Source organism: Lentzea chajnantorensis (assembly GCF_054300775.1).
The window spans coordinates 2,921,367-2,947,435 of the sequence record NZ_JBSDZT010000002.1; the positions used below are offsets into that span (position 1 = coordinate 2,921,367).

Here is a 26,069-nt window from a genome sequence, read left to right on the forward strand (position 1 = left end):
CCGGGCGAACCGGCTACCAGCGGCGGTCGGGGTCGTCGCCGGTCACCGACCGGTGCCACGCCGCCAGCGCCACCCGGCTGGGCAGGCCCAGCTTCGTGCGGATGTTGACCACGTGCCGGTCCGCCGTCCTGGGTGAGATGAAGAGGCGGGCGCCGATCTGCTTGGCCGAGAAGCCGTCGGCCACCAGGCCCGCGATCGTGAACTCCTGCCTGGTCAGACCGCCGGGCAGGGTCGGCCGCGGCGGGCGGCGCTCGGAGTCGGGCACCGGTTCCAGCGCGAGTTCCATCGCCTGGTCGGGGCGCAGGTCGGCGCCCAGGGTGGCGATCACCGGGTGGTCGTCGCCCAGTGCGCGGCGGACGGTGCGGTCCGCGCGTTCCAGCAGGACGCGGAACGGGGTCAGGCCGGCGAAGGAGATCCGGGTGGTGCGCTCCTGCGACCGCAGCGCGCCCAACAGGCGGGTCGCGCGGTCGTGGGCGCCCAGTTCGGCGCAGGTGCACGCGAGCAGCCACAGGCTGTGGGCGGGACCGTGGGTGTCGCCGAGGGTGAGCTGGATGCGCAATGCCTCCGCGGCGTGCGGGTGCGCGAGGGCGGGGTCGCCGTGCAGCAGTTCGTAGAGGCCGCGGTGCCACAGCGCCCACGCGGTCGACCAGGCCACCCCGGTGCTCTTCGCGGCCAGCGCGGTCGTCGCCTTGTCGGCGGCCTCGGCGTCGAGCAGGAGGCAGGAGGCGGTGGCGAGGAACAGCTCGATGACGTACGTGTCGCCCGGCGCCGAGCGTTCCCTGGACAGCTCGGCGAGGCGCTCGTACACCGGCACGCAGTCCGCAGAGCCCGCCACGAGGAAGAGCTGCGTCGCCTCCACCCACATCAGGTCCACATCGGACTCCGCATCCGGTGGCTGCCCGCGCAACTCGCTCAGCAACGGGCCCGCCGCCGCGAGGTCGCCCTGCGTCAGGGCCAGCAACGCCTGGTGCGCGGCCAGCGACGTCCGCAGCGGCGGTCCGACGGCCTCGCGTGCGATGGCCAGCAGGTCCTGGAACTGGCCGAGCACGCCCGCGAGAACGGGGAACCGGGTCCGCCCCAGGTCGATCAGCATCGTCGCGCCGGTGGGCGCCAGGCCGGGGGAGCGCAGCGCGTACCCGATGGCGGTCCGGAGGTTGGGCCACTCCTCCCGCAGGTGCGCGACCCACCGCGAGTCGTCCGGTGAGAACCACGACCTCGCGGCCTCCTCCGCCACCGCGCTGTAGTGCCGCACATGTCTGCGCCGCACGACATCGGGGTCCGTCAGCAGACCCGTACCGAACCGCGCGACCGTGTCCTGCAGCCGGTACCGCGTCCGCTCCGCCACCGGGTTCGCCGACGCCGTCACGAGCGCCTTGTCCACCAGCGCGGACAGCGACATCTCCCTGCCGCACAACGCTGTCGCCGCGGCGAGGTCGAAGTCCGCCGGGAACACCGACAGCGCCGCCCACAGCTCGCGATCCTCGTCGGAGCAGTTCCGCGCCACCCACTCCAGCACTGGCGCGCGCACCGGTTCGTCCGGTCGCGTCGCGGCCAGCTCGACCGCCAGCGGCGTTCCGTCCAACGCCTCCGGCAGCCCTGCCTCGGCGACCGCCACCCGGTTGCGGAACAGCGCCAGCGCATCATCAGCGGACAACGGCGGCACCAGCAGCACGCACTCGCCGTACAGGTTCAGCGGCGCACGCGAGGTCACCAGGACCGTGAGCCCCTCGCAGTGGCGCAACAGGTGGTGCACCAGGTCCCGCACGGCGTCGAGCAGGTGGTCGCACCCGTCCAGCACGAGCATCAAGTGCTTGTCGTACAACGCCTCCACGAGGCGGCAGGGGCCGGCGTCCCGCCCGTTGTCGACGACGCGCAGCCCGGCCGCGACCGTCCTCGCCAGCAGCGCCGGGTCGTCGAGCTCGCCCAGCGGCACCAGCCACACCCCGTGCCGGAACGCGGTGTCGTCCCGCACCGCGCGCGCCGTCTCGACCGCGATCCGCGTCTTGCCCACACCGCCCGTGCCGACCAGCGTCACCAGCCGCGACCGGCCGAGCAGCGCCCTGGCCTCGGCCAGCTCGGCGTGCCGGCCGATGAACGCCGTGGGCCGGTCGAGCAGATCGTCCCGCACGGTCATCGGCGCATCCTTGCCCAGCTCGCGCGCGCCACGGCGAGAAGGATCGACTCACCACCCTTTCGGCCTAGCACTCTCACCCGGCGCGCCCACAGGTCAGCGCACGGGCGCGGGCTCGCGGTCGCGGGAACGGATGATCATCTTGCCGGCCAGGCGGACGCCCTGCCGCGCGTTCAGGTGCGGCAGGTAGGCGCGGCTCACCGCGTTGGCGATGCGGGGCAGCGCAGCCGAGTCCGGGTAGGCCATGAACATCGGCCGGTAGGTCGGCTGGAACTTCGCCTTGAACGCGAACAGCGACCGGAACCCGTACACCGGCTCCAGCACCTGCCCGGTGAGGTCCAGCACGCGCTGCACCCCGCGCGGGGGTTCGCCGCGGTCGAGGCGGGCCAGCGGGGCACCGGACAGGCTGAGGAACCGCGCGCCCTCCTCCTTCAGCGACGTCGCGGCGGAGGCGATCAGGAACTCCATCGAGCCGCGGAACCCCTCCGAGCGTCGGCGCATGAAGTCCAGCGTCCAGCCCACGACCTCGCCGTCGGCGTAGACCGGCAGCCAGCTCGTGACACCGTGCACCGTGCGGTCGGCGTCGACCGCTATCAGGCAGCGCACCCCCTCTCCGGTCAGCTCCTCCAGCCCGCCGAGCGTGAACCCCATCTCGGGCAGGCCCTTGTCCGCCACCCACTCCGCCGAGATCGACCGGATCTGGTCGGTGATCGCGAACGGTGCGTCGGCGAAGGTGCACCACTCCGCGGTGATGCCCGCCTTCGCCGCCTTGTTCAGCGCGGTGCGGACGTCCTGCCACTTCTTGCCCGTGAAGCTCAGCGCCTCCAGCTCCACCACGGTGTCCTCGGCGACCTGCACGGCCGACCAGCCGAGGCCCGCCACCGCGTCCCTGGTCGCCGCGCCCACGCTGTACAGGCACGGCGTCCAGCCGTTGCGCGCGCAGAACTCGGCGAACCCGCGCACGGCCGCGAGCGGCGCCGGACCGATCGGGTCGCCGACGGTCAGCGCGATCGTCGCGACCACCCGGTACGCGATGGCCGTCTCGCCGTCGGGCGTGAACCAGTACTGGTTGCCGCGCCACGTCGTCATGTACGACAACGACGAACCGCCGTGGCGCCGCATCAACGCACGCGCGCGCTCGGCCGCCTCGGTGCACGCGGTCGGCCAGGAACGCCACGACGCCATCAGCAGACCGGCGAGCGCGATCAGCCAGAACACCACGCCGGTGTACTCGAACAGCAGCGCGCCCACGAACCCGTCCGCCGAGAACTGCAACGGCACGAGCCCGACCAGGTATCCCGGCGGCAGGAACCGCGCGGGCAGGTCGGCGAGCAGCTCGGAGAACCCCGGCGCCGGGGTGAGCTCGTCGCGCACCAGGTACCCGCCGAACACGTACAGCGCCGACAGCAGCGCCACACTGCCCAGCGTGAACCGCCAGAACCGCACCACGGCACGCCGGGGCAGCGCGACGTCGAAGTGACGACGCGTCACCAGCAGCACGACCGTGATCGCGAGCGGCACCAGCATCGGCACGCTGTACGAGAACGCCAGGTCCAGCGCCCCGCGTTCGGGGATCTGCGCAGCCTCCACGACGTACCACCCGATGAACGCCGCGTACGCCGCGTTGCAGACCAGCGCCGACCACCACGCGAACCGCCGTCCGCGCCGCAGGCCTTCCGCGAGCACCAGCAGCAGCATCGCCGGCAGCACCGACATCACCAGCGCCGGGAACCGCCCGTACGACAGCTGGACCAGCATCGTCCGGCACAGGTCCACCGCGTCCGGGTTGCCGCACACGACCGCCACCTCGTCCTGCGACGGCTGCACGACCGCCACGACGTCGGCGAACCACCACAGCGGACCGTCCTGGTTGGGCGACAGCATCGCCACCACCGGTCCCAGTGCCGAGGCCGCCAGCAGCAACGCCACCAGCACCCGCGTCTCCTGCAACGTGCGCGCCCTGTGCTTGCCACCTCCCTTCAGGAACAACGCTCCGACCAGCAGACCCACCACACCACCGGACAGCCGGAGCAGGTCCTCCAACCATCCTGAGTAGAGCGTAAGGACCAGCACCGACAAGATCGTGAACAAGCGCACCCGGCGCCGCCACAGCGGTGGCAGGCGGAACGTCAGCGCCAGCGCGAGCCCCACCCCGCCGATCGACGGCCCCGCGGCCACGTGGCCGACCAGCGAGTCCAGCCACCACCAGCTCGCGGCCTGCCCGAGCAGCACCCACGAGATCCCCAGGAACGCGCCGACCACGTGCGACACCAGGAAGATCGCCGCTGTCCGCAGCGACCCGAACTCCCGCTCCGCCAGCGCGCCGAAGACCAGCAGGAACACCGTCGTCGCGACGTAGCCCGGCAGGTCCATCGCCCACAGCACCGAGGTCAGCACCGTCCACGCCGGACTGTCCGTGCCGAACCCGACCCGCTCCAGCACCTCGTCGACCGGCGGCGCCAGCGTCCCGACGGTCCAGAACACCACCAGGAACGAGCACGTCAGCGGTGCCGTCCGGAACAACCGCGCGATCATCCGCCGCGCCCTGCGCGCCACGGCCACCACCCCGTTCACCTGCTCAACCCCGTCCGCGCCGCGAGCCACGGCAGCGCGTGTTCGTAAAGCCCGGCCCGCCACACGTTCCAGTCGTGCCCGCCGGGCAGCTCGTGCCGCACCACGTCCATGCCCGCCTTGCGGCAGACTTCGAGCACCAGCGCGTTCGCCTCGCGGAACCCCGGGTCGCCCAGGCCGACGACGATGACCCCCGCGGTGTGCGGGAACCGTTCGCGCGCGAGGACGTCCAGCGGGTTGACCCGAAGGAACGCCGCCTCGTCCCCGGCGAAGGCGGCCTTGACGGTCTCCTCGCGCGTGCCGAGCGTGGGCTCGGCCTGGCCGCTGAGGTCGATGAAGTTGCCGTAGACGTCCGGTGCGCGCACGGCCAGCTGGAACGAGCACGTGCCGCCGTGCGAGAACCCGCCGACGGTCCACGCCTCCCGGCGTTCGTCCACGGTCAGCCGTTTCCTGACCCACGCGGGCACGTCCCGTGCGAGGTACGTCTCCGACTGCCCGAGCTTCGAGTCGAGGCAGAGCGGGTTCGCCGTCACCGCACCGAGCTGGTCGGGCACCACCACGACCGGCGCGAGCCCGTCGTGCGCGCGTGCGAACGCGTCCATGTTCTCGACGAGCCGTCCGGCGTCGTGCCAATCGCGCGGACTGCCCGGTTGACCCGCCATCAGCACGATGACGGGCAATCGGGGCCGTGGGGTCGCCGAGTACGCCGGTGGCAGGTACACCCACGCCGGACGTGCCTTGAAGGCGCCCGGGATGTCGACCTCGGAGACCGTCCCCTTGTCCGGCAGGTCCGGCGGCTTGCGCCACACGTCGGCCAGCCGCTTGCCCGCGGACACCTCGAGGACGGCCGAACCGGGCTTCGCGGCCTCGTCGAGGTCCACGGTCGGGTTGCTGAAGACCTCCAGCGCGGCCCGCATCGTCGGGTACTGCCCGAAGAACGCGTTCGTCGCCGTCACCGCGCTCGACACGACGACAAGAGCGGCCACCACGCTCAACGTGCGCAGGTACCACCGCCCGGTCCGCAGCCGCGCGACCGCCAGGCAGAGACCGACCAGTGCCGCGCCCAGCCACCCGAGCAGGACCGCCGGCAGCGGTTCCGGCCACGGTTTCCACACGTGGTCGACCACGTACGCCAGCCCCGCGACGACCAGCGCACAGCCCAGCACGGCCAACGGCAGCACGCGCGTCCACCACGTCCGTTTCGCCCGCATCGCCAGGAAGAGCAGCGCGACCACGCCCGCGGCAGTCGCGGCGACGGGGATCGGCCCGTGTAGCAGGGACAGATCCAAGGGGCTGGACATGCCGTCAGTTCATCAGCAGATCTACAGGTTCCACATCGGAGATTGGTCTCGGTTCGATGACGTGAACATCAGCCTTAAGGCTGACAACGCTTCAGCTGATCGGTGCGTCGCGCCACGCGTTCGCCAGCACGCGCAAGGCCTCCGGGTGCTCGGCGATCTCCGCGGCGCGGGACAAATCGGACTCCGCCAATCCCAGCTCCCGCAACGAGGTCGCGGCTCCGAACCGTGCCGCGGTGTCGTGGACATGCCCGCTCAGGTCGGCGGGCGCGGTGTGGGGGAGCAACGCCGTGTGCGTTGCGGCATGGGGCATTCCGAACGATCCACCCAAAATGTGCGCCAGTTTGTGGTGCAACCCCATGGGAACCGACGCCAGGCACGTTCCCGCCAACCACGCCGAGTACAACAACTCGGTCCGTGCGTCCACCGTGGACGGATCGTCAGCCAGTGCGTGCAAGATGCCGTCGATGGCCTTGACGGCGATGGCGTCGATCAACGGGTTCTCGTTGCCGCGTGCCGTCACGGCGTGCGCGAGCGCGTTCACGGCGCTGGTCACCGTGACGTCCAGCGGCAGGTCCAGCGTCAGGTCGACGTCGTAGACAACCGTGTCCGGCTGCACCGCCGCGTCCCGCCGGGTCTTCTTCAGCCCGTCCGCCGTCTCGCCCAGCACCGGCGTGACCTCGGAGCCCGCGTAGGTCGTCGGAACGATGACCTGGGGCACGCCCGCGCGCACCGACAACGCCTTCGCGAGCCCGGTGCCGGACCCGCCACCGACCGACACGACGCAGTCCGCGCCGTGCTCGCGCAGCACCGCAAGCGCCCGGTCGGTGACCTCGACCGGGGTGTGCACGGTGGCGCCGGTGAACCGGGCCGCGAGCAGCGGTCCCAGCGCCTCGGCGACCCGGTCGCCGCCATGTCGGGCGATCAGCAGGACCCGCGCGGCGCCCAGGCGCTCGACCTCGGCGGGTACGGAGGAGGAGGTGCCGCGACCGAACACGATCCGCGTGCGCGCCGGCTCGAAGGTGAAGCTCACGAGGTCGTATGTTCAGCGCCGCGGGGACCGGTCGCAACTCTGCGGAACCAGACTTTCGACTCTGCTAGGTGACTTTGTCACTCCGTAGCGTGAAAGTTCATGAACCGTGCTCGTGTTGTAGTGGCGTTAGTAGGGGCCCTGACCCTCGCGCCAATCCCTGCCACAGCGGCGACACCGGCGTTCACCCTGTCCGGCGGCGTGTCCGCTCCCATCCACTCGATGGCCGACGCCGTCCGCGAGAGCGTCTGGGTCGACACCGGCCTCGACCTCGACGGCGACGGCCGCGGCGACCGCGTCACGGCCGACGTCATCAGACCCGCCACCACCGGGCGCGTGCCCGTGATCATGGACGCCAGCCCGTACTACCAGAGCGCGGGCCGCGGCAACGAGAGCGAGGTCAAGACCTACGACTCGGCCGGCGTCCCGGTGAAGTTCCCGCTCTTCTACGACAACTACTTCGTCCCGCGCGGCTACGCCGTCGTGCTGGTCGACTTCCTCGGCACGAACCGGTCGCGCGGCTGCGTCGACGTCGGCGGGCGGGCGGAGATCGCGTCCGCCAGCGCCGTGATCGACTGGCTCAACGGCCGCCGGACCGGCTACACGACCGTCACCGGCAGCACGACGAAGTCCGCGAGCTGGTCGACCGGCGCCGTCGGCATGATCGGCAAGTCGTGGGACGGCTCCATTGCGAACGGCGTCGCGGCGACCGGTATCGACGGTTTGAAGACCATCGTCCCGATTGCCGCTATCAGCTCGTGGTACGACTGGTTCCGTTCCGACGGCGTCTCCTACCGCAGCTACAGCTCCCCGACGGGCCTGGGTTCGCAGTTCGAGAACTCCAACGCCAGCTCGCGCTGTGGTGCCGTGCGCACGGAGATCAACAACGGCTCTCCGGCCAACGGCGACTACACGGCCATGTGGCAGCAGCGCGACTTCGTGCGCAACGCCTCGCGTGTGAAGGCGTCCGTCTTCGCCATCCACGGCCAGAACGACCTCAACGTGAAGACGCTGCAGTACGGCCAGTTCTGGGACGCGCTGCCGGCGACCGTGCCGAAGAAGCTGTGGTTCTCGCAGACCGCGCACGTCGACCCGTTCGACTTCCGGCGCGCCGAGTGGGTGCCGACGCTGCACCGGTGGTTCGACCGCTGGCTGCTCGACGTGCCCAACGGCATCGAGAACGAGGCCCAGGCGTCCGTCGAACGCAACCCGGACCAGTGGGAGGACACGCAGACGTGGCCGCCCGCCGGGACCACCACGCAGGTGCTGCGGCCTTCTGCCGCGGGCCTCGGCACGACGCCCGGTACCGGGACTGCGGCGTTCACCGACAACGGCAGCGGCACGCCGTCCTCGTGGCTCTCCGGCTCGAACACCGGCCGGGTCGTCCACTCGACCGCGCCGCTGACGTCGGACCTGCTGGTCGCGGGCACGTCGTCGATCACGGTGGGGGTGTCGTCCTCGACGCCGACCGCGCACCTCACGGCGTACCTCGTCGACTACGGCCCGGCGCGGGTCCGCACCGGTGAGGGCATCCGCACGCTGACCGCGGAGTCGTGCTGGGGCGAGAGCCGCACCGGCGACGACGCCTGCTACCGCAACACCGAGACCACGGCGGGCAACGTCGACGCGCAGGTCATCGCGCGCGGGTGGGCCGACCTCGCGAACTACGAGTCGCGTTCCACCACGCGCACCATCACGCCGGGCACCAAGTACCGCATCACGTTCCGGCTGTCCACAACGGACCACCTCGTCCCGGCGGGCCACCGCCTGGGCCTGCTGATCGGCGGCACCGACTCCAGCGTGATCGTCGCGCCGGGTCGGCTGCCCCGGCTGACCGTGGACCTGGCGGACACCTCGGTGCGGGTCCCGATCCGCGGCACGGTGCCGGCCGCGTCCGCCGCCCCGATCACCGCGCTCAGCGTTTCCGCAGGTACGCAGAGCGCGCTGGGCTAGCTCCCCGCGTTGTCGGTGCCGCTCGCTAGCATCGGCGGCATGGGTTCAACCGACCACGGAGACGCGCTGCAGGTCCTGCAGCGCGTCTTCGGGTACCCCGAGTTCCGCGGCGAGCAGGCCGACATCGTCGAGCACGTGATCGCGGGCGGCGACGCGCTCGTGCTCATGCCGACCGGCGGCGGCAAGTCGTTGTGCTACCAGATCCCGGCGCTGGTGCGGTCCGGCACCGGCGTGGTGATCTCCCCGCTCATCGCGCTGATGCAGGACCAGGTCGACGCGCTGCGCGCCCTCGGCGTGCGCGCGGGCTTCCTCAACTCGTCGCTGTCGTGGGACGAGCGCCGGATGGTGGAGGCGGAGTTCGTCGCGGGCGAGCTCGACCTGCTCTACCTCGCGCCCGAGCGGCTCAGCTCCGAGGCGACCGTGCAGCTGCTCGACAAGGCCGACATCGCGCTGTTCGCGATCGACGAGGCGCACTGCGTCTCGCAGTGGGGCCACGACTTCCGGCCCGACTACCTCTCGCTCGCCCACCTGCACGAACGCTGGCCGAAGGTCCCGCGGATCGCCCTCACCGCCACCGCGACCGAGGCGACCCGCAAGGAGATCCTCACGCGCCTCGACCTCGGCGACGGCCGCCTGTTCGTCTCCAGCTTCGACCGCCCGAACATCCAGTACCGGATCGTGCCGAAGAAGGAGCCCAAGAAGCAGCTCCTCGACCTGCTGCGCGGCGAGCACGCCGGTGACGCGGGCATCGTCTACTGCCTGTCGCGCGCCTCGGTCGAGAAGACCGCTGAGTTCCTGGTGGCGAACGGCGTCGAGGCGCTGCCGTACCACGCGGGCCTCGACGCCTCGGTCCGCCAGCGCAACCAGGCCCGCTTCCTGCGCGAGGACGGCCTGGTCATGGTCGCCACCATCGCCTTCGGCATGGGCATCGACAAGCCGGACGTCCGGTTCGTCGCCCACCTCGACCTGCCGAAGTCCGTCGAGGGCTACTACCAGGAGACCGGCCGCGCGGGCCGCGACGGCCTGCCGTCCACCGCCTGGCTCGCCTACGGCCTCGCCGACGTCGTGCAGCAGCGCAAGATGATCGAGTCCTCGGAGGGCGACCAGGCGTTCCGCCGCCGCAGCCAGGCGCACCTCGACGCGATGCTCGCCCTCTGCGAGACCGTCAACTGCCGCCGCACCTCGCTGCTCGACTACTTCGGAGAACCCGGCACTCCCTGCGGCAACTGCGACACCTGCCTCACCCCGCCCGAGTCGTGGGACGGCACGGTCGCGGCCCAGAAGCTCCTCTCCACGGTCTGGCGCCTGCGCACCGAGCGCAACCAGAAGTTCGGTGCCGGCCAGGCCATCGACATCCTGCTGGGCCGCAAGACCGCCAAGGTCCTGCAGTTCGACCACGACCGCCTCAGCACCTTCGGCCTCGGCGAGGACCTCACCGAGTCGGAGTGGCGCGGTGTGGTCCGCCAGCTCCTCGCCCAGGGCCTCCTCGCCGTGGAGGGCGAGTACTCCACGCTCGTCCTCACGCCGGCCAGCGGCGACGTCCTGTCCCGCAAGCGCACGGTCATGATGCGCAAGGACATGACCCCGGCCCGCTCCACCACCCGCACCGCCACACCGGGTGCCAAGCCGAAGGCCGCCGCCGACCTCCCCACGGAGGCCGCCCCGCTCTTCGAGACCCTCCGCAAGTGGCGCGCCGACCAGGCCCGCACGCAGGCGGTCCCGGCCTACGTGATCTTCAACGACGCCACCCTCCGCGGCATCGCGGCCTCCCGCCCCACCACGCTCGCGGCCCTCGGCACCGTCAGCGGTGTGGGCCAGGCCAAGCTGACCAAGTACGGCACCGCGGTCCTCGAACTGGTGGCCGACGCCGGTCCCGGTGCCGCGGCACCGGACCAGGCGCTCCTCGGCACCGGCACCCCGGCGAAGCCCGCGCGGTCCGCCCGGCCGTCGTCGCGCGCCACCGCGGCCGGTGCCTGGGCCCCCGGCGCCTCGGACGACGACGGGTTCTCCTCGCTGCCGGAACCGGAGGAGTGGCCCGAGCCCGAGGAGCCCCTCGACTGGTGACGGGGCCTCACCCCACCACTTCGATCCGCACCCCGCCCACCACGTTCCTGCCCGACGTCCCGACCGCGGCGAATCCCGTCCGGTTCAACACCAGGCACCCGCGTCCCACCCCGACGACGGGCGCTGTCACCTGCCGCCCGCTGTCCAGGTGCGTCACCCGCACCACGGTCCCGACCGGCAGGACGGACGAGAACGCCTCGGGTGCCCCGCCCACGTCGGACAACGCGACCGAAGCCCCCTCGCACACAACTCGTCCCGCGGTCCCGGAAGCCCGCACCTGTGCCTTCGCCGACGGGTCCGGCGCCGGCGCATTTCCCACTATCTCCACGAGCACGCGCCGGAGAACCGTTTCCGCTCCACCTCGCGCGGCGTCCGGCGACCGCAGCGTCTCGTACGCCGCGTAGTTCAGCACCGCGCACTTCTGCGCCGTTCCCACCACGGGAACGGTGATCCTGCGCTTGTTGGCCAGGTTCGTGATGCGCAGTGAGGTCCCCACCGGGATCTGGTCCGACAACACCCCGGCCGGCCCGCCGACCTCTTTGAGCTCAAGTGGTTCCCCGGCGCAGACCTCCTTGCCGGCGACCGAGGTCTGCGCCGACGGCGAACCCGATCCAGCCAGAGCGAAGGCCGTACCCCCGACCGCGGCCACGACCGAGAACACCCCGGCGGCCGCGATCCAGCCCTTTGACCAGCGCATGTGCAACACCCGACCCTTCTGTCAGGCCGTACGGCCCGCGGAACGGCCCGGTTCAACGACGGGTGGCCCTCACCAGCGCGGTCGGGTCGCAGGCAGCCAGGTGGTCGCGCACCACGACGTGGGTGAAGCGGTACTCGCCGTCGACCCGCGTGAGCAGCAGCCGGTCCTCGGCGAGGTGCAGCAAAGCCGTGCGGCGGAACGACAACTCACCCAGCGACAACGGCCGGGTGAGGCCTTCCGCCGCCCATTCCGCGAGCGCGTCGAACGGCCAGACGTAGTCGCGGGCGGCGACCGGTGTCACCATCAACCCGAGCGCGACGCCCAGCGCCGCACCCCACGACCCGAACGACGCGATGCCGCCCAGCAGCCCCACCGCACCGGCCAACGGCACCGCGGGCTGCACCCACCACGGCCGGCCGAGCCGCATCCGCTGGTGCTGTGCCGGGCGCACCGTGCGCCACACCCGTCCCACCGCCGCCGCGAACACGCCGCCCGCCACACCCGCGGAGAACCCCAGTCCCATACCGGCCAGGACGGAATGCGGCCCGACCCACACCATGGACACACCGGGCGCCGCCGTGATCAGGATCGACCACGGCACAGGCGCGTCACCGGGGACAAAACCCAATGCCAAGAAGAATGTCGCCACCACCACGAACGCATACGCGGCGAAGTACGGCCACGGCGTTGCTATCCCGCCGAGCCACAAACCCACGAAACCGACCAACAAGCCCATGACCAGACCGGCCAGGAAACCCATCCCGGCGGTTATCAGACCGTGTGCGCGCCCTGGCGGATGGAACACGTGCGGCAGCTTGTTCACCCACACCAGCATCAGCGAAGCCGACACCACGAACGTCAACGCGGACCAGAAGCCGAGCTGCAGCCCGGTTATGAACGTCACCGCACACACCCCACCGGCGAATGCGGCGGGTACGGCCCGGATGAACAGCAACCACAGCGGACGCGTCGGCAGCAGCGGTAACCACGCACGGCGGTGTGGCATGTGCACGGGCGCACCGAGGTCCGGTCGGCCGAGCCGAGCCAGGAACTTGAGCGCGCGGATCGCAGGACCGGCCCCGCGCTGACCGGAGAGCCGCTCGACGACGAAGGAACCGACGAGGTCCGTGCCGATCGTGTCGACCTGCTTGTCGAGGTGCGTCAGCGCCAGGAGGTTCAGCGCCAGCGGGGAGGTCAGCTGCTCCCACACCTCCGGGGTCAGCGCGGCCTCCAGGCTGTCGAGCCGCGGGCTGACCGACGCGACGTACTCCAGCACCTCGCCGCGGGACAGGGGGACGACGTGGACGGACGGCAGGTTCTCGATGGGTCCGGTCGAGACCACGACCGAGGCGAACGGCGCCAGTTCGGACTCGCAGTGCTCGCGGTCGGCGCGCGGCACCTCGTCGAGCCCGTCGACCAGCACGGCCACCCGGTTCCGGCGCAGCCAGATCGTGCCGGCGGAGCGGCTGATCCCGTAGCGGCGGTTCATCTCGCGCAGCAGCCACGCGGTGAACTCGGTGGGCTTGCGCGCGCCGTACGGCCGCCAGGTCGCGAGGTCGACCACGACCGGGATCGGTGCGCCGGGGTCGTTGCGGGCCCGTTCCACGAGCACCAGGCAGAGTTCGCGCAGCAGCGTCGACCGGCCGCTGCCGACCGGTCCGACCAGCACCATCGTGTGGCCGAGCCGGTCGTACACGGCGGGCAGGTCGGTGGAGGAGATCTCGTCGCCGTCCGCACGGACGGACAGCTTCGGCTGGCGCAGCACACCGAGCTTGACCTGGGTCTGCGCGGCGAGCGAGGAGGCGAGCAGGGCCTTGACCCGCGCCTCGACCCGGTTCAGCGCGGCCGACCGGCTCGACGTCTCGTGCCCGCGGACCCGTTCCCAGACGGCCAGGACCACCGCGACCAGCACGATCACGCCCACCGCCGGCCACAGCCAGCGCCCGAACTCGCCGAGGAACTCCGGAGCGGTGCCGCCGGTGCTGACGCTGATCGCCGCCGGGAGCAGCAGGAGGACCGTGACCAGGCACAACCCGGCCAACGCGGTGAGCCGTGCCGCTCTCGACAGCCCGCTCGGATCCACCTTCACCTCCGCGATCCCGGCGAACGACGGTAACCGGGACGGCAGGATCGCGGAAGTAACTCGGACGGGTGGTGCGCAGACAGCGCGTTCGGCGGTTTCCCGCCTAACTCACATGCGACTCACCCGCACGAACAGCCTCAGATGCCCACTTCCGGTGGGTTCGGCTGCACGGGGTGCTGGTCGCGTGCTGAAGCGAAAGCGGCCGGCGCACTCCAGATGAGTGCGCCGGCCGCGGAGGTCACTGCTGGCCGCCGAACTTCCGGAGACCTTCCTTGAGCTTGTCCTCGCCCTGGTCGATGTGCTCGCTGTGCTTGCCGCCGGTCTTCTCGTCGGCGAACTGGCCTGCGCGCTCCACGCCCTGGTCGACCTTGTCGCCGTGCTGACCGACAAGGTCCTTTGCCTTGTCCTTCAACTCGTCAAAGCCCATGACTGCATCACCTCCCTATGGAGTCGGGATACCCGGTCTGGCATCCGATACACGTCGCTGGATGGGGTGAAGCGTGGCGAGTCACGCGCGGAGGGACACAGATGACCGGCAGCTGAGTGATCCGTTAACCCTTGCCGGGCCACGACCCCCTCCACTAGGAAACGCGCATGAGGCGAATCGCAGCTGGACTGGCGGTGGCGGCACTCGCCGTCGTCTTCGGCACGACGGGCACCGCGGCCGCGCAGGAAGACCTGGCCAGGCCGGACTGCGGCTACACCGCGACGCCCGAGGAGCCCGCCGCCCGCCCGGTGCCCGTGCCGCACGACCCCTGGTTCACCAGGGGCAAGGTGCTGGTCAAGGTCAAGACCAACCAGGGCGACATCCCGCTCGTGCTCGACCGCACCAAGGCGCCGTGCACCACGCACAGCTTCATCCACCTCGCCCACCGCGGCTTCTACAACAGCACCGAGTGCCACCGCCTCACCGCGTACCCGACGCTGAAGGTGCTGCAGTGCGGCGACCCATCCAACACCGGCGAGGGCGGCCCTGGATACAGGTACCGGGACGAGCTGCCGACTGACCTGCAGCCCGTGCCGAACGACCCGACCGGCCAGCGCCGCATCTACCCGCGCGGCACGCTCGCCATGGCCAACGCCGGCCCGGACACCAACGGCTCGCAGTTCTTCCTCGTCCAGTCCGATTCGGTCCTGCGCCCGAACTACACCGTGTTCGGCCAGATCCTGCCCGAGGGCCTGAAGACGCTCGACAAGATCGCCGCCGGCGGCATCGCGGGGGAGAACCCGGTCGACGGCCGCCCGAACGTCAAGTCCGAGCTCAGGTGGGTGCTCCCGCTCGGCATCTGACCCGTCAGGCCCCGGAGCGGGCCCACCCCGACAACGCGCCGTAGAAGGCGTCCGAGAGCCGCCGGACCACCTGCTCGCCAGGGAGTCCGGCGGCTCTCGTGAGGTCGAGGATCTCCCGCGGGTCGAACAGCGCGTTGTGCAGGAACCGGCCCACCGGCAGCAGCGGGTCCGGCAGTGCCAGGTCGATCAGCACGCCGCGCAAGGCCCGGTCCCACGCGCGGCAGAACACCGCCGCCGTGGCGTCGGAGCAGCGCAGCCGGTCGAGGAACCCGCGCTGGGACCAGAACCGCGCGATCACCGGACCGTGCACGTCCTGCAGCTCGACCCAGTGCGCCACCTGGTGCTCGAACAGGTCCTTGCCGGTCTTGCGCGACTTCTCGCCGTGCTCGGCCAACGACGTCATGACGTCCTCGTGGTAGGCGACGACAAGCGCCTCCACGGACGGGAAGTGCCGATACGCGGTCGCCTGCGAAAGGCACGCCTCGCGAGCGATGGACTGCATCGTCGCCGTCGTCGGCTCCTCCCGCAGAACGTGCGTCGCCGCCTCCAGCAACCGCTTGCGGTTGCGGCGCGCGTCGCTGCGGCTGCTCGTGTCCACTGGCAGGACGTCCTCCCCGTCGAACGTCTTTCGACGAACTGCCAGTGCAGGATAGGGCGAAGATCAGCGGAATGCGGCGATTCCGGTCAACGCGTGGCCGATGGAGAGCAGGTGGATGTCGGAGGTCCCCTCGTAGGTCAGCACCGACTCCAGGTTGTTCGCGTGCCGCAGCGGCGAGTACTCCAGCGAGATGCCGTTCGCGCCGAGCACGGTCCGGCTCTCCCGCGCGATCGCGATGGCCGCCTCGACGTTGTTGAGCTTGCCGACGCTGATCTGCTCCGGCCTGAGCCGGCCCTCCTCTTTCAGCCGCGCGAGGTGCAGCGCGAGCAGCATGGCGTTGTTCACCTGCACCGCCATCGTCGCGAGCTTGCGCTGGGTCAGCTGGAACGCCGCGATCGGCTGGTCGAACTGGATCCGCGTGGCCGCGTAGCCCAGTGCCGTCCGCAGGCAGTCCCTGGCGGCACCGACCGCCCCGAACACGATCCCGAACCGGGCCTCGTTCAGGCACGACAGCGGTGCGCCCAGCGACGTCGCCCCCGGCAGGCGGGCGCTGTCGGGCAGCCGCACGCCCTCCAGGACCAGCTCGGACGTGACGGACGCCCGCATCGACAGCTTGTGCTTGATGTCGTGCGTCGTGAACCCCGGGGTGCCGCGCGGCACGAGGAACCCGCGGACGCCGTCGCCGGTCTGCGCCCACACGGTCGCGACGTCGGCCAGCCCGCCGTTCGTGATCCACGTCTTGGTGCCGTCGAGCACCCAGTCGGAGCCGTCGCGGACCGCGCGCGTGCGCATGCCCTTCGGGTTCGAGCCGTGGTCGGGCTCGGTCAGGCCGAAGCACCCGATCGCCTCGCCCGCCGCGAGCCTCGGCAGCCACTCCTGCTTCTGCTCCTCCGACCCGTACCGCCAGATCGAGAACATCGACAGCGAGCCCTGCACCGACACGAAGCTGCGGATGCCGCTGTCCACGGCCTCCAGCTCCAGGCACGCGAGCCCGTAGGCCAACGCCGACGTGCCCGCACACCCGTAGCCCTCCAGGTGCATGCCCAGCACACCGAGCTTGCCGAGCTTCCCGCGCCAGCTCGCGCGGCAGCACGCCCTCCTCGAACCAGCCGGCGACGTGCGGCCGGACATGGTCGGCCAGGAACGCCGCGACGGTGGCCTGGATGTCGCGCTCCTCGTCGCTCAGCAACGACGGGATGTCCAGCAGCTGCAACGGGTCCTGCACTTCACGGCTCCAGCTTCGGCGGGCGCAGCCGGTAGCTCACCGGTGTGCGCGACAGGCGGATGGGGTTCGCGACGAGCGTCATGCCGTCGATCGTCGTGGTCGGAGCGAGGCCGAGCGACTCGGCCAGCGCGAACGCGTGCGCGATGTCGTTCACCGGCCCGCACGGAACGCCCAGGGGCGTCAAGGTCTCGAACCAGTGCCGCGCCGGCCGTTCCCGCAGCTGCCGCGCGAGGACCTCGAACAACGCGTCCACGTTCTCCACCCGGTCCGGGTTCGCCGCGAACCGCGGGTCGGTCGCCAGCTCCGGCACGTCGAGCACCGAGCACAACCGGCGGAACTGCCGGTCGTTGCCCACCGCGAGCGCGATCGGCTGGTCGGCCGTCGGGAACACCTCGTACGGCGCGATCGACGGGTGCCGGTTGCCCAGCGGCTCCGGGATCGCACCGGCCAGCGTGAAGCCCGCGCTCTGGTTCACCATGCTGGACAACAACACCGACAACAGGTCGAGTTCGACCCGCTGCCCCAGCCCGGTCTTCTCCCGGTGCCGCAACGCGGCCAGGACGCCCACGCAGGCGTGCAAGCCCGTCAGGACGTCGACCAGCGCCACACCGGTCTTCACCGGCGTGCCGTCACCGGTCACGCTCATCAACCCGCCGACGGCCTGCACGAGCAGGTCGTAGCCGGGCAGGTCGGCCCCCTTGCCGGAGCCGAACCCGGAGATCGAGCAGTACACGAGGTCGTCGCGGCCGAGCGACTCGTAGTCCAGTCCGAACCTCTTCATCGTGCCGGGCTTGAAGTTCTCCACCACGACGTCGGCGCGCGCGATCAGCTCGCGCGCCTGCTCCCGGCCCGCCGCGGTGCCCAGGTCGATCTGCACGGACGTCTTGTTCCGGTTGACGGACAGGAAGTACGTGGCCTCGTCGCCGTGGTGAGGCGGACCCCACGTGCGGGTCTCGTCGCCCCGGCCGGGCTGTTCGACCTTGACCACCTCGGCACCCAGGTCACCGAGCACCATGGTCGCGTAGGGTGCGGCCAGCACCCTGCTGAAGTCGGCGATCACCACCCCTTCGAGCGAGCTCATGCGACCCGCCCCCGCAGCCGCATCGCCGCGAGCACGCGTTCCTGAGCCACCTCTCTCGCTGCTGCATGTGTTGTCGTACCCCGATTACGCGCCTCGGCGAGCACGCTGGCCGCGTTCGCGCGCAGCTTCACCGACACCGCGTCGAGCACCACCGCGGGGTCGACGGGGAACGGCGAGTACCGCGCGTCCATCCCGAAGGCCGCCGCGACCACGCCGCCGGCGTTCGCGATGAAGTCCGGCACCACGGTGATCCCGCGCGCGGCCAGCACCTCCTGCGCCGCGGGGGAGGTGGGCAGGTTCGCCCCCTCGACCACGAGCGCGGTGTCGAGCTCCTTCGCGAGATCGGCGTCGACGACGTCCTGCACCGCCGCGGGCACCAGCACGTCGCACGGCACCCGCAGCTCGGCGCCGAGCGCCCGCAGGGCACCGCCGCCGTGTTCCTCCACCGCGAGATCGCCGCACTCCGCGCGCAGCCGCAACAACCGGTCGACGTCAAGACCTCCGGCGTCCACCAACGCGCCGTGAACTGAAGAGACGGCCACCACGATCGCGCCCAGCTCGGCGCACCGCTTCGCCGTCGCGGCACCCACCGCGCCGAAGCCCTGGATCGCGACCCGCTTGCCGCGCAGGGGCATCAGCTCGTCCGCCACCTCGGCCACACCGAACCCGGTGACGCCCAGCTCGTCGTACGGCAAGCCGCCGAGTTGAGCCGGTGCGCCCATCATAGCGCCGCGGTCCGACAGTTCGTCCTGGACGATCGCGGCGTCCCGTTCGGTGAGGCCCATGTCGAGGCCCAGCACGTACTCGCGCGGCACCTCGTTCGACAGCTTGCGCGCGAACGCCCGCAGCGCCGCCTCCTTGCCGGGGGAGGCGGGGTCGAACCGGATCCCCGCCTTGGCGCCACCGAAGAAGAGGTCGACCCCGGCCCACTTCCACGTCATCACCCTGGCCAGCCGCGCGATCTCCGCGACCGTCACGCCGGGGCTCATCCGCGTGCCGCCCTTGCCCATGCCGCGCGCGGTGTTGTCGATGATCAGCACGCCCTTCATGCCGGTGCGCCGGTCCGACACCGCGACGACCTTCTCGGGTCCCCACTCGTCCATGAGCTGGAGAACGTCCACCGCACTTCCCCCTCCCGGTCGGGCTTCACACGCGGTTGAGCTCCGGCCGCGCCTGGCCGGCCGTGAACCTGGAGGCGTCCAGGGCGGACACGTCGAGGAAGGGCTCCCGGCCCAGCACGAGGTCGCGCACGACCTCGCCGACCGCGGGTCCCTGCAGGAAACCGTGCCCGGAGAACCCGGTGGCGTAGAAGAAGCGGCCCGCGCCCTCCGCCTGGCCGATGAGCGCGTTGTGGTCCGGGGTCACCTCGTACAGCCCGGCCCACCCGGTGCGCACGCCGACGTCGAGCAGCCGCGGTGCCCGCCGGCCGATCGCCTCGGTGAGCCGCGGCAGCCACGCGTCGGACACCTCCAGCTTGAACCCCGGCGTCTCGTCCGGGTCGGACATGCCCAACAGCAGGCCGCGGCCCTCGCGGTGGAAGTAGAAGGTGCTGCCGAAGTCGATGGTGAAGGGAACCACCCGATCGAGTAACTCCGGCATGGGCCCGGTGAACACCACCTGCCGCCGCAGCGGGGAAACCGGCAGGTCGACGCCCACCATCTCGCCGATCGAGCGCGACCACGCACCGGCCGCGCAGACCACCGTCCGGGTGATGACGGTGCCGCGGCCGGTTTCGACCCGAAAAGTGTCGGACCCGGCCCCTACTATCGATTCCACGGCAGTTCCGGTGCAGAAACGGGCCCCCATCCGGCGGGCAGCGGTGGCATATCCCAGGACCACGGACTCGGGCGTGCAGTGTCCGTCTTCCGGCGAATAGGCCGCCGCCAGCAGACCGTCCGTTTCGACCAGCGGAGACAACCGCCGGGCTTCCTCGACCGACAGCATCCGGCTCGGCACGCCGAGGGAGTTCTGCAGGTCGACGTTGCGCTCGAACGCCGTCACGTGGTCAGCCGAGGAGAGGAGGAACAGGTAGCCGACCCGGTGGAGATCGATCTCCTGCCCGGGCCGCTGCGGAAAGCGCTGGAACGCTTCGAGAGACCGAGCACCGAGCCTGATGTTGAGCTCGTCGGAGAACTGGGCGCGCACCCCGCCTGCAGCCTTGCAGGTGGACCCGGAGCCCAGCTCGTCCCTCTCCACGACGACGACATCGCGGACGCCCGCTTCGGCGAGGTGGAAGGCAATGGACGTGCCGATCACCCCGCCACCGATGACGACGACCTCAGCCCGCGCAGGGAGCTCCACTGAGCCGGACGTCATGGCAGGCCTCCGATCTCGTGGCGCCACGGCGGTCCCGGGCGCGTCGGCCGGACCGAGCCGCAGGCCACCCGCTGCACCGGTGCAGCGGGAGCCGGGCTCACGACGGCACTCGGCGCCCCGCCACCGTCACAGCCGGAAGCCAAGGTCCGCCTCGATCTCGAGCGTGTCCATCTGCGCTTTCTGCAGCGTGCCCGAGTAGTCCCAGTTCATGGACTGCCACCGGGTGAACTGGTCGAGCACCCACACACCCGACTGCCGGGAGCCGTTGCCGCTCTTGCCGTTGCCGCCGAACGGCAGGTGCGCCTCGGCCCCGGACGTCGAGTTGTTGACGCTCACCATCCCGGCGGAGATGCCCGCGCGGAAGCGGAACGCCTTGTCCGGGTCCGTGGTGTAGATCGAGCACGACAGGCCGTAGCCCGGTGCGTTGCCGAGTTCGACGGCCTCGTCCAGCGACGAGTACGCCATCACGCCGACGATGGGGCCGAAGGTCTCCTGCAGGAACAGCTCGTCGTCCGCGCGGACGCCGGAGACGACCGCCGGGTGGTAGAAGAAGCCGCCCGTGCCCGTGAACCCACCACGAGGGTGGGAGGAGGTGATGCGACCGATCGGGCCGTGCACCACGTGGTGCTCACCGATCCAGCCGAGGTACTTCTCGTACGCCAGCGCGAACTTCTCGTCCAGCAGCGGTCCGTAGAGGACGTCGCCGGTCGGGTCGCCGACGACGGCGTCGGACACGGCCGCGGTGAAGCGGGCCAGGAACTCGTCGTACAGCGACTCGTGCACGATCGCCGTGCCGAGCGAGGTGCAGCGCTGGCCGGCGGAGCCGAAGCCGGCGAACAACGCGCCCTGCACGGCGAGGTCGAGGTCGGCGTCCTCGGTGACGACCATCGGGTTCTTGCCGCCGAGTTCGAGGCACGGCGTCTGGAGGTGGCGGCCGCAGAGTTCGCCGATGCGCACACCGACCTCGGTGGAGCCGGTGAAGCCGACCTTGTCGACGAGGCCCTGCTGCAGGGCCCGTTCCAGGCCGGTGAACGTCTCCGCGCCCTCGGCGAACACGACCTCGAACACGCCCGAGGGGAGGCCGGCTGCCTGGAACAGGTCGTAGAAGGCCTGGGCGGAGGCGGCGGAGTACTCGGCGGGCTTCCACACGACTGAGTTGCCGCACAGCAGCGCGGGCACGATGTACCAGGACGGGACCGCCACGGGGAAGTTGCCCGCGGTGATCACGGCGGCCACCCCGACCGGGTTGCGGAAGGTGAAGAGCTGCTTGTCGGGCATCTCCGACGGGACGGTCTGCCCGTAGAGGCGGCGGCCCTCGCCCACGAAGAAGTCGCAGGTGTCCACGATCTCCCGCACCTCGCCGCGGGCCTCGCCGATCGGCTTGCCGATCTCGCGGGTCACGAGCTGGGCGAGCTTCTCGGCGTTGGCCTCCACCAGGCGGCCGATGTTGCCGATGACCTGACCGCGCACGGGGGCGGGCACCCGAGCCCACTCGCGCTGCGCCGCCTTCGCGCGTCCCGCGGCGTCGACGAAGGTCGCGCTGGTCCCGAGCTCGATCTCGGTGACCACGTCGGAGGTGTTCGACGGGTTCGTGGAGACGTAGGCCATGTCTCCACCCTGGTAGCTGCCCGGCGAGAACACCAGAGGCGGCAGAGCGAAACCTCGCGTCGTCGAGCATAAGCTGGCCTGGTGCTCAACCCGGTGCATCTCCGCACGCTCGTCGAGGTCGTGAGGGCCGGTTCGTTCGCCGAGGCGGCCCGCCGCCTTGGTTACACGTCGTCGGCGGTGTCCCAGCAGGTCTCGGCGTTCGAGCGGGCGGTCGGCGTGACGCTGTTCGAACGCGAGGCGCACTCGATCCGGCCCGCGTCGGCCGCGCTGCTCATCGCCGACCGGGGTGCGGAGCTGCTGGCCGCGTTCGACGGGTTCGAGCACGAGGTGAAGGCGGTGGTGCAGGGCCTGCGCGGGCGGCTGCGGATCGGCACGTTCCCCACGGCGTCGTCGCGTGTCGTGCCGAGGGCGCTCGCCCGGCTCACGGCCGAGCTGCCCGGTGCCGAGATCCGGCTGGACGAGGGCGAGCCGGAGTACGTGCTGCCGCTGGTGCTGACCGGGGAGCTCGACCTGGCGCTGGTCTACGCCTACGACCTCGTTCCCCGGACGTGGCCGGAGGAGCTGACGGTGCGGCCGATGCTGGACGAGGCGCTGCTGGTGATGGTGCCGGAGCACCATCCCGCGGCGCGGGTCACCGTGCGGCTGGAGGACCTGCGGGACGAGCGCTGGATCGCGTCACGGGACGGCACGTCCGGGGCCACCTGCCTGACCCGGCTGTGCGCCGCGGCCGGGTTCGCGCCGCGGATCGCGTTCCGCAGCAACGACTACGAGGTGGTGCAGTCGCTCGTCGCTGCGGGCGTCGGCGTCGCCCTCGTGCCGGCGCTCGGCCACAAGGCGCTCAGCGGCACGCACGCGATGCCGTTGCGCGGCAAGCCGTTGCGGCGGCACGTGCACGTCGTGCACCGGACGGCGAACACCAACCCGTTGCTGCACGACGCGGTCAACGCCCTGCACCAGGCCTGCGAGGACGCCGTGGGCGACCACGTCGGCCTGCCATGACCGGGAGAACGGGGAGTCGGCGACAATGCGTCGGGTGAAGGCGAGAGCAGTGCTGCGCAGGAGGACCGACAGCGCGGTCGGCTGGTCCCTGGCCATCGGTGGGACCGGCGGCACGGCCTACGTCCTGCTGCACCCGCTCCCCGGTGCCGGGTTCGCGCAGCAGGTGGAGCTCGTCGCGGTGATGGCGCCGCTGATCTGGTTCTGCTGGATGGTCTTCGCGCACCCGGCGGTGCGCGTCCATGAGTCCGGGGTGCGGGTCGTCAACTGGTTCCGCTCCTACTGGGTGCCGTGGACGGCGCTGCGCGAGGTCGAGGTGACCCGCGAGGTCGTCCTGGTGCTCACGACGGGGGAGCGGGTCGACGTGACCGCGGGGGCGTTCTCGCTCGCGAGCGCACTGGGCGGCAGCCGGGTGCAGCACCGGATGCGCGAGGAGATCGAGCGGCACCGCCCGGCCGTGCCGCCCGCGGGTGAGGTGCCCGGCAGGCGGCTCGACCTCTGTCCGTGGCACTTCCTGAGGCTGGTCGCCCTGCTGCTGGTCGTGGCCTGGGCCGGCGTTTCCTGATCGCGCCCCTATTCGCCCGTCTGACCGTCGGCGAGCTCGCGCAGCAGGTCGAGGTGACCGACGTGGCGTGCGGTCTCCTGGGCCACGTGGGCGAGGACCCAGCGCACCGTGCGCTTGCCGTCCGCCGCGACAGCGTCCGCGCCGCGGTCCCGGAGGGCTTCGGCGTTGGCCCACTCCGCGCGGTAGGCGGCGATGAGCGTCTCCGGCGTGTCGGCCGGGTCGAGGTCCCACGACGGGTCGGGGTCGCCCTCCCACAGCGACGGCAGGCCGAGGCCCGCGCCCGCGATGCAGAGCCAGTAGCGCTCGACGGCGACGAGGTGCTTGAGAACGCCGAGCGCGGTCAGCTTCGGCGAGGTGGCGATCGGGGCGGCGGCCGCCTGCTCGCGGGTCAGGCCGTCGACCTTCAGGACGGCCGTCCTGCGCAGGAAGTCGAGGAACTGCCAGGCGAGCACACCTTCGTCGGTCGCGAGGTTCTCGGGCCAGGTTCGGGTCACGGCAGGAGTCTGCCAGCCGACTGCTCGGCGGGCTCCCGGTCGACCGCGAACATGATCAGCCGGTGGTTGTGCGGTACCAGCGCGGAGAGGTGTTGACCGGAGGTTGCAGCCTGGCGTTGACCACGACCACGTTCGGTCCCTCGGCCGTGAGCGCCTCGGCGAGGCCGCCGAACCCGTCGAGCGTGACCGCCGGGATGCCGAAGCTCTCGGCCAGCTTCGCGAAGTCAGGGCGGGTGAGGTCGACGCCGGTGATCGCGTGGCCGGCGATCTGCTGGTCGTAGCGCAACATGCCGTACCCGCCGTCGTCCGCGACCACGACGGTCAACGGCAGCCCTTCCTGCCGCACTGTCGCGAGGTCGCCGCACGCGAACAGGAACCCGCCGTCGCCCACGACCGCGATGGTGCGCCCGTGCACCGCCGCACCGATGGCAGCGGGGAAGCCGAACCCGAGCGTGCCCCAGCCGACCGGGTAGGCGAGCCCGCGCGGCCTGCGGACGTGGTGGAACCCGCCGAGCCAGTAGCCGGGGATGCACATGTCGGCGACGATCGTGGCGTCCACGCCCGCCATCGCGTCCAGGAACACCGCCGCCTCCGGCGAGTCCGCGCGCACGAACTCCCGCACCGCCGCGTTGACCCGTTCGACGTCCACGGCGGCCTTCTTGACCGGGACCGCTTCGGCGAGCGCCGCGGTCACGTGTCGCGCGTCGCCGAGCAACGCCACGTCGGCCGGGTAGTTCTTCGACAGCTCGGCCTCGTCGATGTTGATCGACAGCAGGGCGCGTGGCTTGGGCTGTGACCAGTTCTGCGTCATCATGCCGTCGAAGTCGGTGCCGATGGCGACCACGAGGTCCGCCTCGTCCCACAACGCGCCGACCACCGGTGCGTGCACCGGTCCGCGCACGACGAGCGGGTGGTCGCTGATGCCGCGCGCGCCGTAGGTGGTGATGATCGGTGCGTTCAGCCTGTCGTTCACCGCGCTGATCGCCGCCCCGGCCCCGGACCGCGCCGCACCGCCGCCCACCCACAGCAGCGGCCGTTCGGCCTTCACGACCAGCCCCACCGCCTCGGACAGGTCCGGCACCGGGGGCCGTTCGCCGGTGGCAGACCTGACGCCCCACGCCACTTCCGCGGTCAGGAAGTCCGTCGGCACCCCGAGGTACACCGGCCCCTGCGCGCCTTCGAGAGCGGTGCGCACCGCCCGGTCGACGTACGCGGGCAGCTCGTCCGCCGCCGGCACGTCGAACGCCGCCTTGGTCACCGGGCCGAACAACGCCCGCTGGTCCCGCGTCTCGTGCAGCACCCCGCGGTACACGCCGGGCCGCCGCACCGCGCTGGAGATGTCCGTCGCGATGACCAGCACCGGACTGCCCGACGCCATCGCCTCGCCCGTCGCACCGAGCGTGTTCGCCGCCCCCGGCCCCGTCGTCACCACCGCGACGCCAAGCCGCCCGGTCGCCCGCGCGTACCCGTCCGCCGCGTACACGGCCGTCTGCTCGTGCCGCACGCCGATCATCCGGATCCCGGACGCCGCAAGCGCTTCCCACACCGCCAGGTTGTGCACACCGGGCAGGCCGAAGACCACCTCGACGTCGTGCGCGGCCACCATCGCCAGCAGGCTCTCGGCACCATTGGGCATGCGCTCGACGCTAAGGGGCGCTTATCGCACCGGCAACGGTCGTGCAGCAGGTCTGGTGCTCAGGACCACCTGTTCGATGCCTCTTCGACGGACCCGCGCCCGCCGGGCGTCGTCACGACCGGCGAGGGGGCCGTGCGCACCTGCCGAAGATCGGGTGGCGGGGCGTCCGGTGCACGACGAGGGCTGGTCTTCCTGTTCGCCGGCTGCGGGTCAGGGGCCCGGACGGCGGCGCCACCGCCCACCACGTCGTCCACATCGGACGAACCGGCCCGCGGAGTTCCAGGCGCGGTGGTGGACCAGTCCTCGACCACGAACCCGGTGACCGACACGTCCGGGCGGTTCTGCATGCGCGACCAGCGCGCCGCGGCTCACCGTCGACGTGCGGTACCGGTTGATCGTCGGCGCGGACAGAAAATCGGGTGCGCAGATCCGG

General features: G+C 71.4%; 20 protein-coding genes and 1 pseudogene. 5 read left to right on the forward strand and 16 right to left on the reverse strand.

All coding sequences use genetic code 11. From position 1 onward, the window contains the following. Positions 1-13: 13 nt before the first annotated feature. The 4 genes from ACVDFE_RS15130 to ACVDFE_RS15145 all read right to left on the reverse strand — a co-directional run bounded on the left by ACVDFE_RS15130 (position 14) and on the right by ACVDFE_RS15145 (position 7,033). Positions 14-2,134 (reverse strand): ATP-binding protein, encoded by a 2,121-nt coding sequence (locus tag ACVDFE_RS15130; protein WP_458430802.1) that lies wholly within the window; start codon positions 2,132-2,134, stop codon positions 14-16. Between the two features lie 93 nt (positions 2,135-2,227). Continuing rightward, the gene (locus ACVDFE_RS15135) at positions 2,228-4,705 is read right to left on the reverse strand and encodes a rhomboid family intramembrane serine protease (RefSeq protein WP_458430803.1); all 2,478 of its coding nucleotides are present in this window, start codon (positions 4,703-4,705) and stop codon (positions 2,228-2,230) included. After that, positions 4,702-6,003 (reverse strand): alpha/beta hydrolase, encoded by a 1,302-nt coding sequence (locus ACVDFE_RS15140; RefSeq protein ID WP_458430804.1) that lies wholly within the window; start codon positions 6,001-6,003, stop codon positions 4,702-4,704. The genes ACVDFE_RS15135 and ACVDFE_RS15140 overlap by 4 nt, the downstream gene beginning before the upstream one ends. 91 nt (positions 6,004-6,094) lie before the next feature. Further along, the gene (locus ACVDFE_RS15145; RefSeq protein ID WP_458430805.1) at positions 6,095-7,033 is read right to left on the reverse strand and encodes an iron-containing alcohol dehydrogenase; all 939 of its coding nucleotides are present in this window, start codon (positions 7,031-7,033) and stop codon (positions 6,095-6,097) included. 99 nt (positions 7,034-7,132) lie between these two features. Here ACVDFE_RS15145 and ACVDFE_RS15150 point away from each other — a divergent pair, with 99 nt between their 5' ends. Both ACVDFE_RS15150 and recQ read left to right on the forward strand, forming a co-directional pair. Then, positions 7,133-8,983, forward strand: a complete 1,851-nt coding sequence (locus tag ACVDFE_RS15150) for a Xaa-Pro dipeptidyl-peptidase (protein WP_458430806.1) — start codon at positions 7,133-7,135, stop codon at positions 8,981-8,983. A 39-nt stretch (positions 8,984-9,022) separates the two neighbouring features. Further along, positions 9,023-11,047, forward strand: a complete 2,025-nt coding sequence (gene recQ, locus ACVDFE_RS15155) for a DNA helicase RecQ (protein ID WP_458430807.1) — start codon at positions 9,023-9,025, stop codon at positions 11,045-11,047. Between the two features lie 7 nt (positions 11,048-11,054). Here recQ and ACVDFE_RS15160 read toward each other — a convergent pair whose 3' ends face one another. The 3 genes from ACVDFE_RS15160 to ACVDFE_RS15170 form a co-directional block, all read right to left on the reverse strand. Continuing rightward, positions 11,055-11,744, reverse strand: coding sequence for a hypothetical protein (locus ACVDFE_RS15160; RefSeq protein WP_458430808.1), 690 nt, complete (start codon positions 11,742-11,744; stop codon positions 11,055-11,057). A gap of 52 nt (positions 11,745-11,796) precedes the next feature. Beyond that, positions 11,797-13,833, reverse strand: coding sequence for a hypothetical protein (locus ACVDFE_RS15165; RefSeq protein WP_458430809.1), 2,037 nt, complete (start codon positions 13,831-13,833; stop codon positions 11,797-11,799). 232 nt (positions 13,834-14,065) lie between these two features. Then, positions 14,066-14,254 (reverse strand): antitoxin, encoded by a 189-nt coding sequence (locus ACVDFE_RS15170; protein WP_360390123.1) that lies wholly within the window; start codon positions 14,252-14,254, stop codon positions 14,066-14,068. 167 nt (positions 14,255-14,421) lie between these two features. Between ACVDFE_RS15170 and ACVDFE_RS15175 the strand changes: the two genes are divergently transcribed. Further along, positions 14,422-15,117, forward strand: a complete 696-nt coding sequence (locus tag ACVDFE_RS15175) for a peptidylprolyl isomerase (protein WP_360390121.1) — start codon at positions 14,422-14,424, stop codon at positions 15,115-15,117. Between the two features lie 4 nt (positions 15,118-15,121). Here the strand turns inward: ACVDFE_RS15175 and ACVDFE_RS15180 are convergent, their stop codons facing one another. The 6 genes and pseudogenes from ACVDFE_RS15180 to ACVDFE_RS15205 all read right to left on the reverse strand — a co-directional run bounded on the left by ACVDFE_RS15180 (position 15,122) and on the right by ACVDFE_RS15205 (position 21,945). Beyond that, positions 15,122-15,715, reverse strand: coding sequence for a TetR/AcrR family transcriptional regulator (locus ACVDFE_RS15180; RefSeq protein ID WP_360390118.1), 594 nt, complete (start codon positions 15,713-15,715; stop codon positions 15,122-15,124). A gap of 63 nt (positions 15,716-15,778) precedes the next feature. Next, positions 15,779-16,940 (reverse strand): annotated as a pseudogene (locus tag ACVDFE_RS15185) (acyl-CoA dehydrogenase family protein). A 1-nt stretch (position 16,941) separates the two neighbouring features. Continuing rightward, entirely contained in the window at positions 16,942-18,021 is a 1,080-nt protein-coding gene (locus tag ACVDFE_RS15190; protein ID WP_458430810.1) for a CaiB/BaiF CoA transferase family protein, read from the reverse strand. After that, positions 18,018-19,142: a Glu/Leu/Phe/Val family dehydrogenase gene (locus ACVDFE_RS15195; protein ID WP_458430811.1), complete on the reverse strand. Its 1,125-nt coding sequence runs from the start codon at positions 19,140-19,142 to the stop codon at positions 18,018-18,020. Before ACVDFE_RS15195 ends, ACVDFE_RS15190 begins: the two co-directional genes overlap by 4 nt. Before the next feature lie 25 nt (positions 19,143-19,167). After that, complete coding sequence (locus ACVDFE_RS15200) at positions 19,168-20,337, reverse strand: NAD(P)/FAD-dependent oxidoreductase (protein ID WP_458430812.1); 1,170 nt, start codon at positions 20,335-20,337, stop codon at positions 19,168-19,170. Between the two features lie 126 nt (positions 20,338-20,463). Beyond that, on the reverse strand, positions 20,464-21,945 hold the full coding sequence (locus tag ACVDFE_RS15205) for an aldehyde dehydrogenase family protein (RefSeq protein ID WP_458430813.1): 1,482 nt from the start codon (positions 21,943-21,945) through the stop codon (positions 20,464-20,466). A gap of 81 nt (positions 21,946-22,026) precedes the next feature. Here ACVDFE_RS15205 and ACVDFE_RS15210 point away from each other — a divergent pair, with 81 nt between their 5' ends. Further along, on the forward strand, positions 22,027-22,944 hold the full coding sequence (locus ACVDFE_RS15210) for a LysR family transcriptional regulator (RefSeq protein WP_360390100.1): 918 nt from the start codon (positions 22,027-22,029) through the stop codon (positions 22,942-22,944). Positions 22,945-22,978: 34 nt separating this feature from the next. Continuing rightward, a complete protein-coding gene (locus tag ACVDFE_RS15215; protein WP_458430814.1) occupies positions 22,979-23,506 on the forward strand; it encodes a PH domain-containing protein in 528 nt (175 codons plus the stop codon). Between the two features lie 8 nt (positions 23,507-23,514). Here the strand turns inward: ACVDFE_RS15215 and ACVDFE_RS15220 are convergent, their stop codons facing one another. From ACVDFE_RS15220 to ACVDFE_RS15230, 3 genes are read right to left on the reverse strand one after another with little or no spacing between them, the layout of a single operon-like run. Then, positions 23,515-24,000, reverse strand: a complete 486-nt coding sequence (locus ACVDFE_RS15220) for a mycothiol transferase (RefSeq protein ID WP_458430815.1) — start codon at positions 23,998-24,000, stop codon at positions 23,515-23,517. Positions 24,001-24,055: 55 nt separating this feature from the next. Further along, complete coding sequence (locus ACVDFE_RS15225) at positions 24,056-25,636, reverse strand: thiamine pyrophosphate-binding protein (protein ID WP_458430816.1); 1,581 nt, start codon at positions 25,634-25,636, stop codon at positions 24,056-24,058. Positions 25,637-25,695: 59 nt separating this feature from the next. Beyond that, on the reverse strand, positions 25,696-25,983 hold the full coding sequence (locus tag ACVDFE_RS15230; protein WP_458430817.1) for a hypothetical protein: 288 nt from the start codon (positions 25,981-25,983) through the stop codon (positions 25,696-25,698). Positions 25,984-26,069 lie beyond the last annotated feature (86 nt).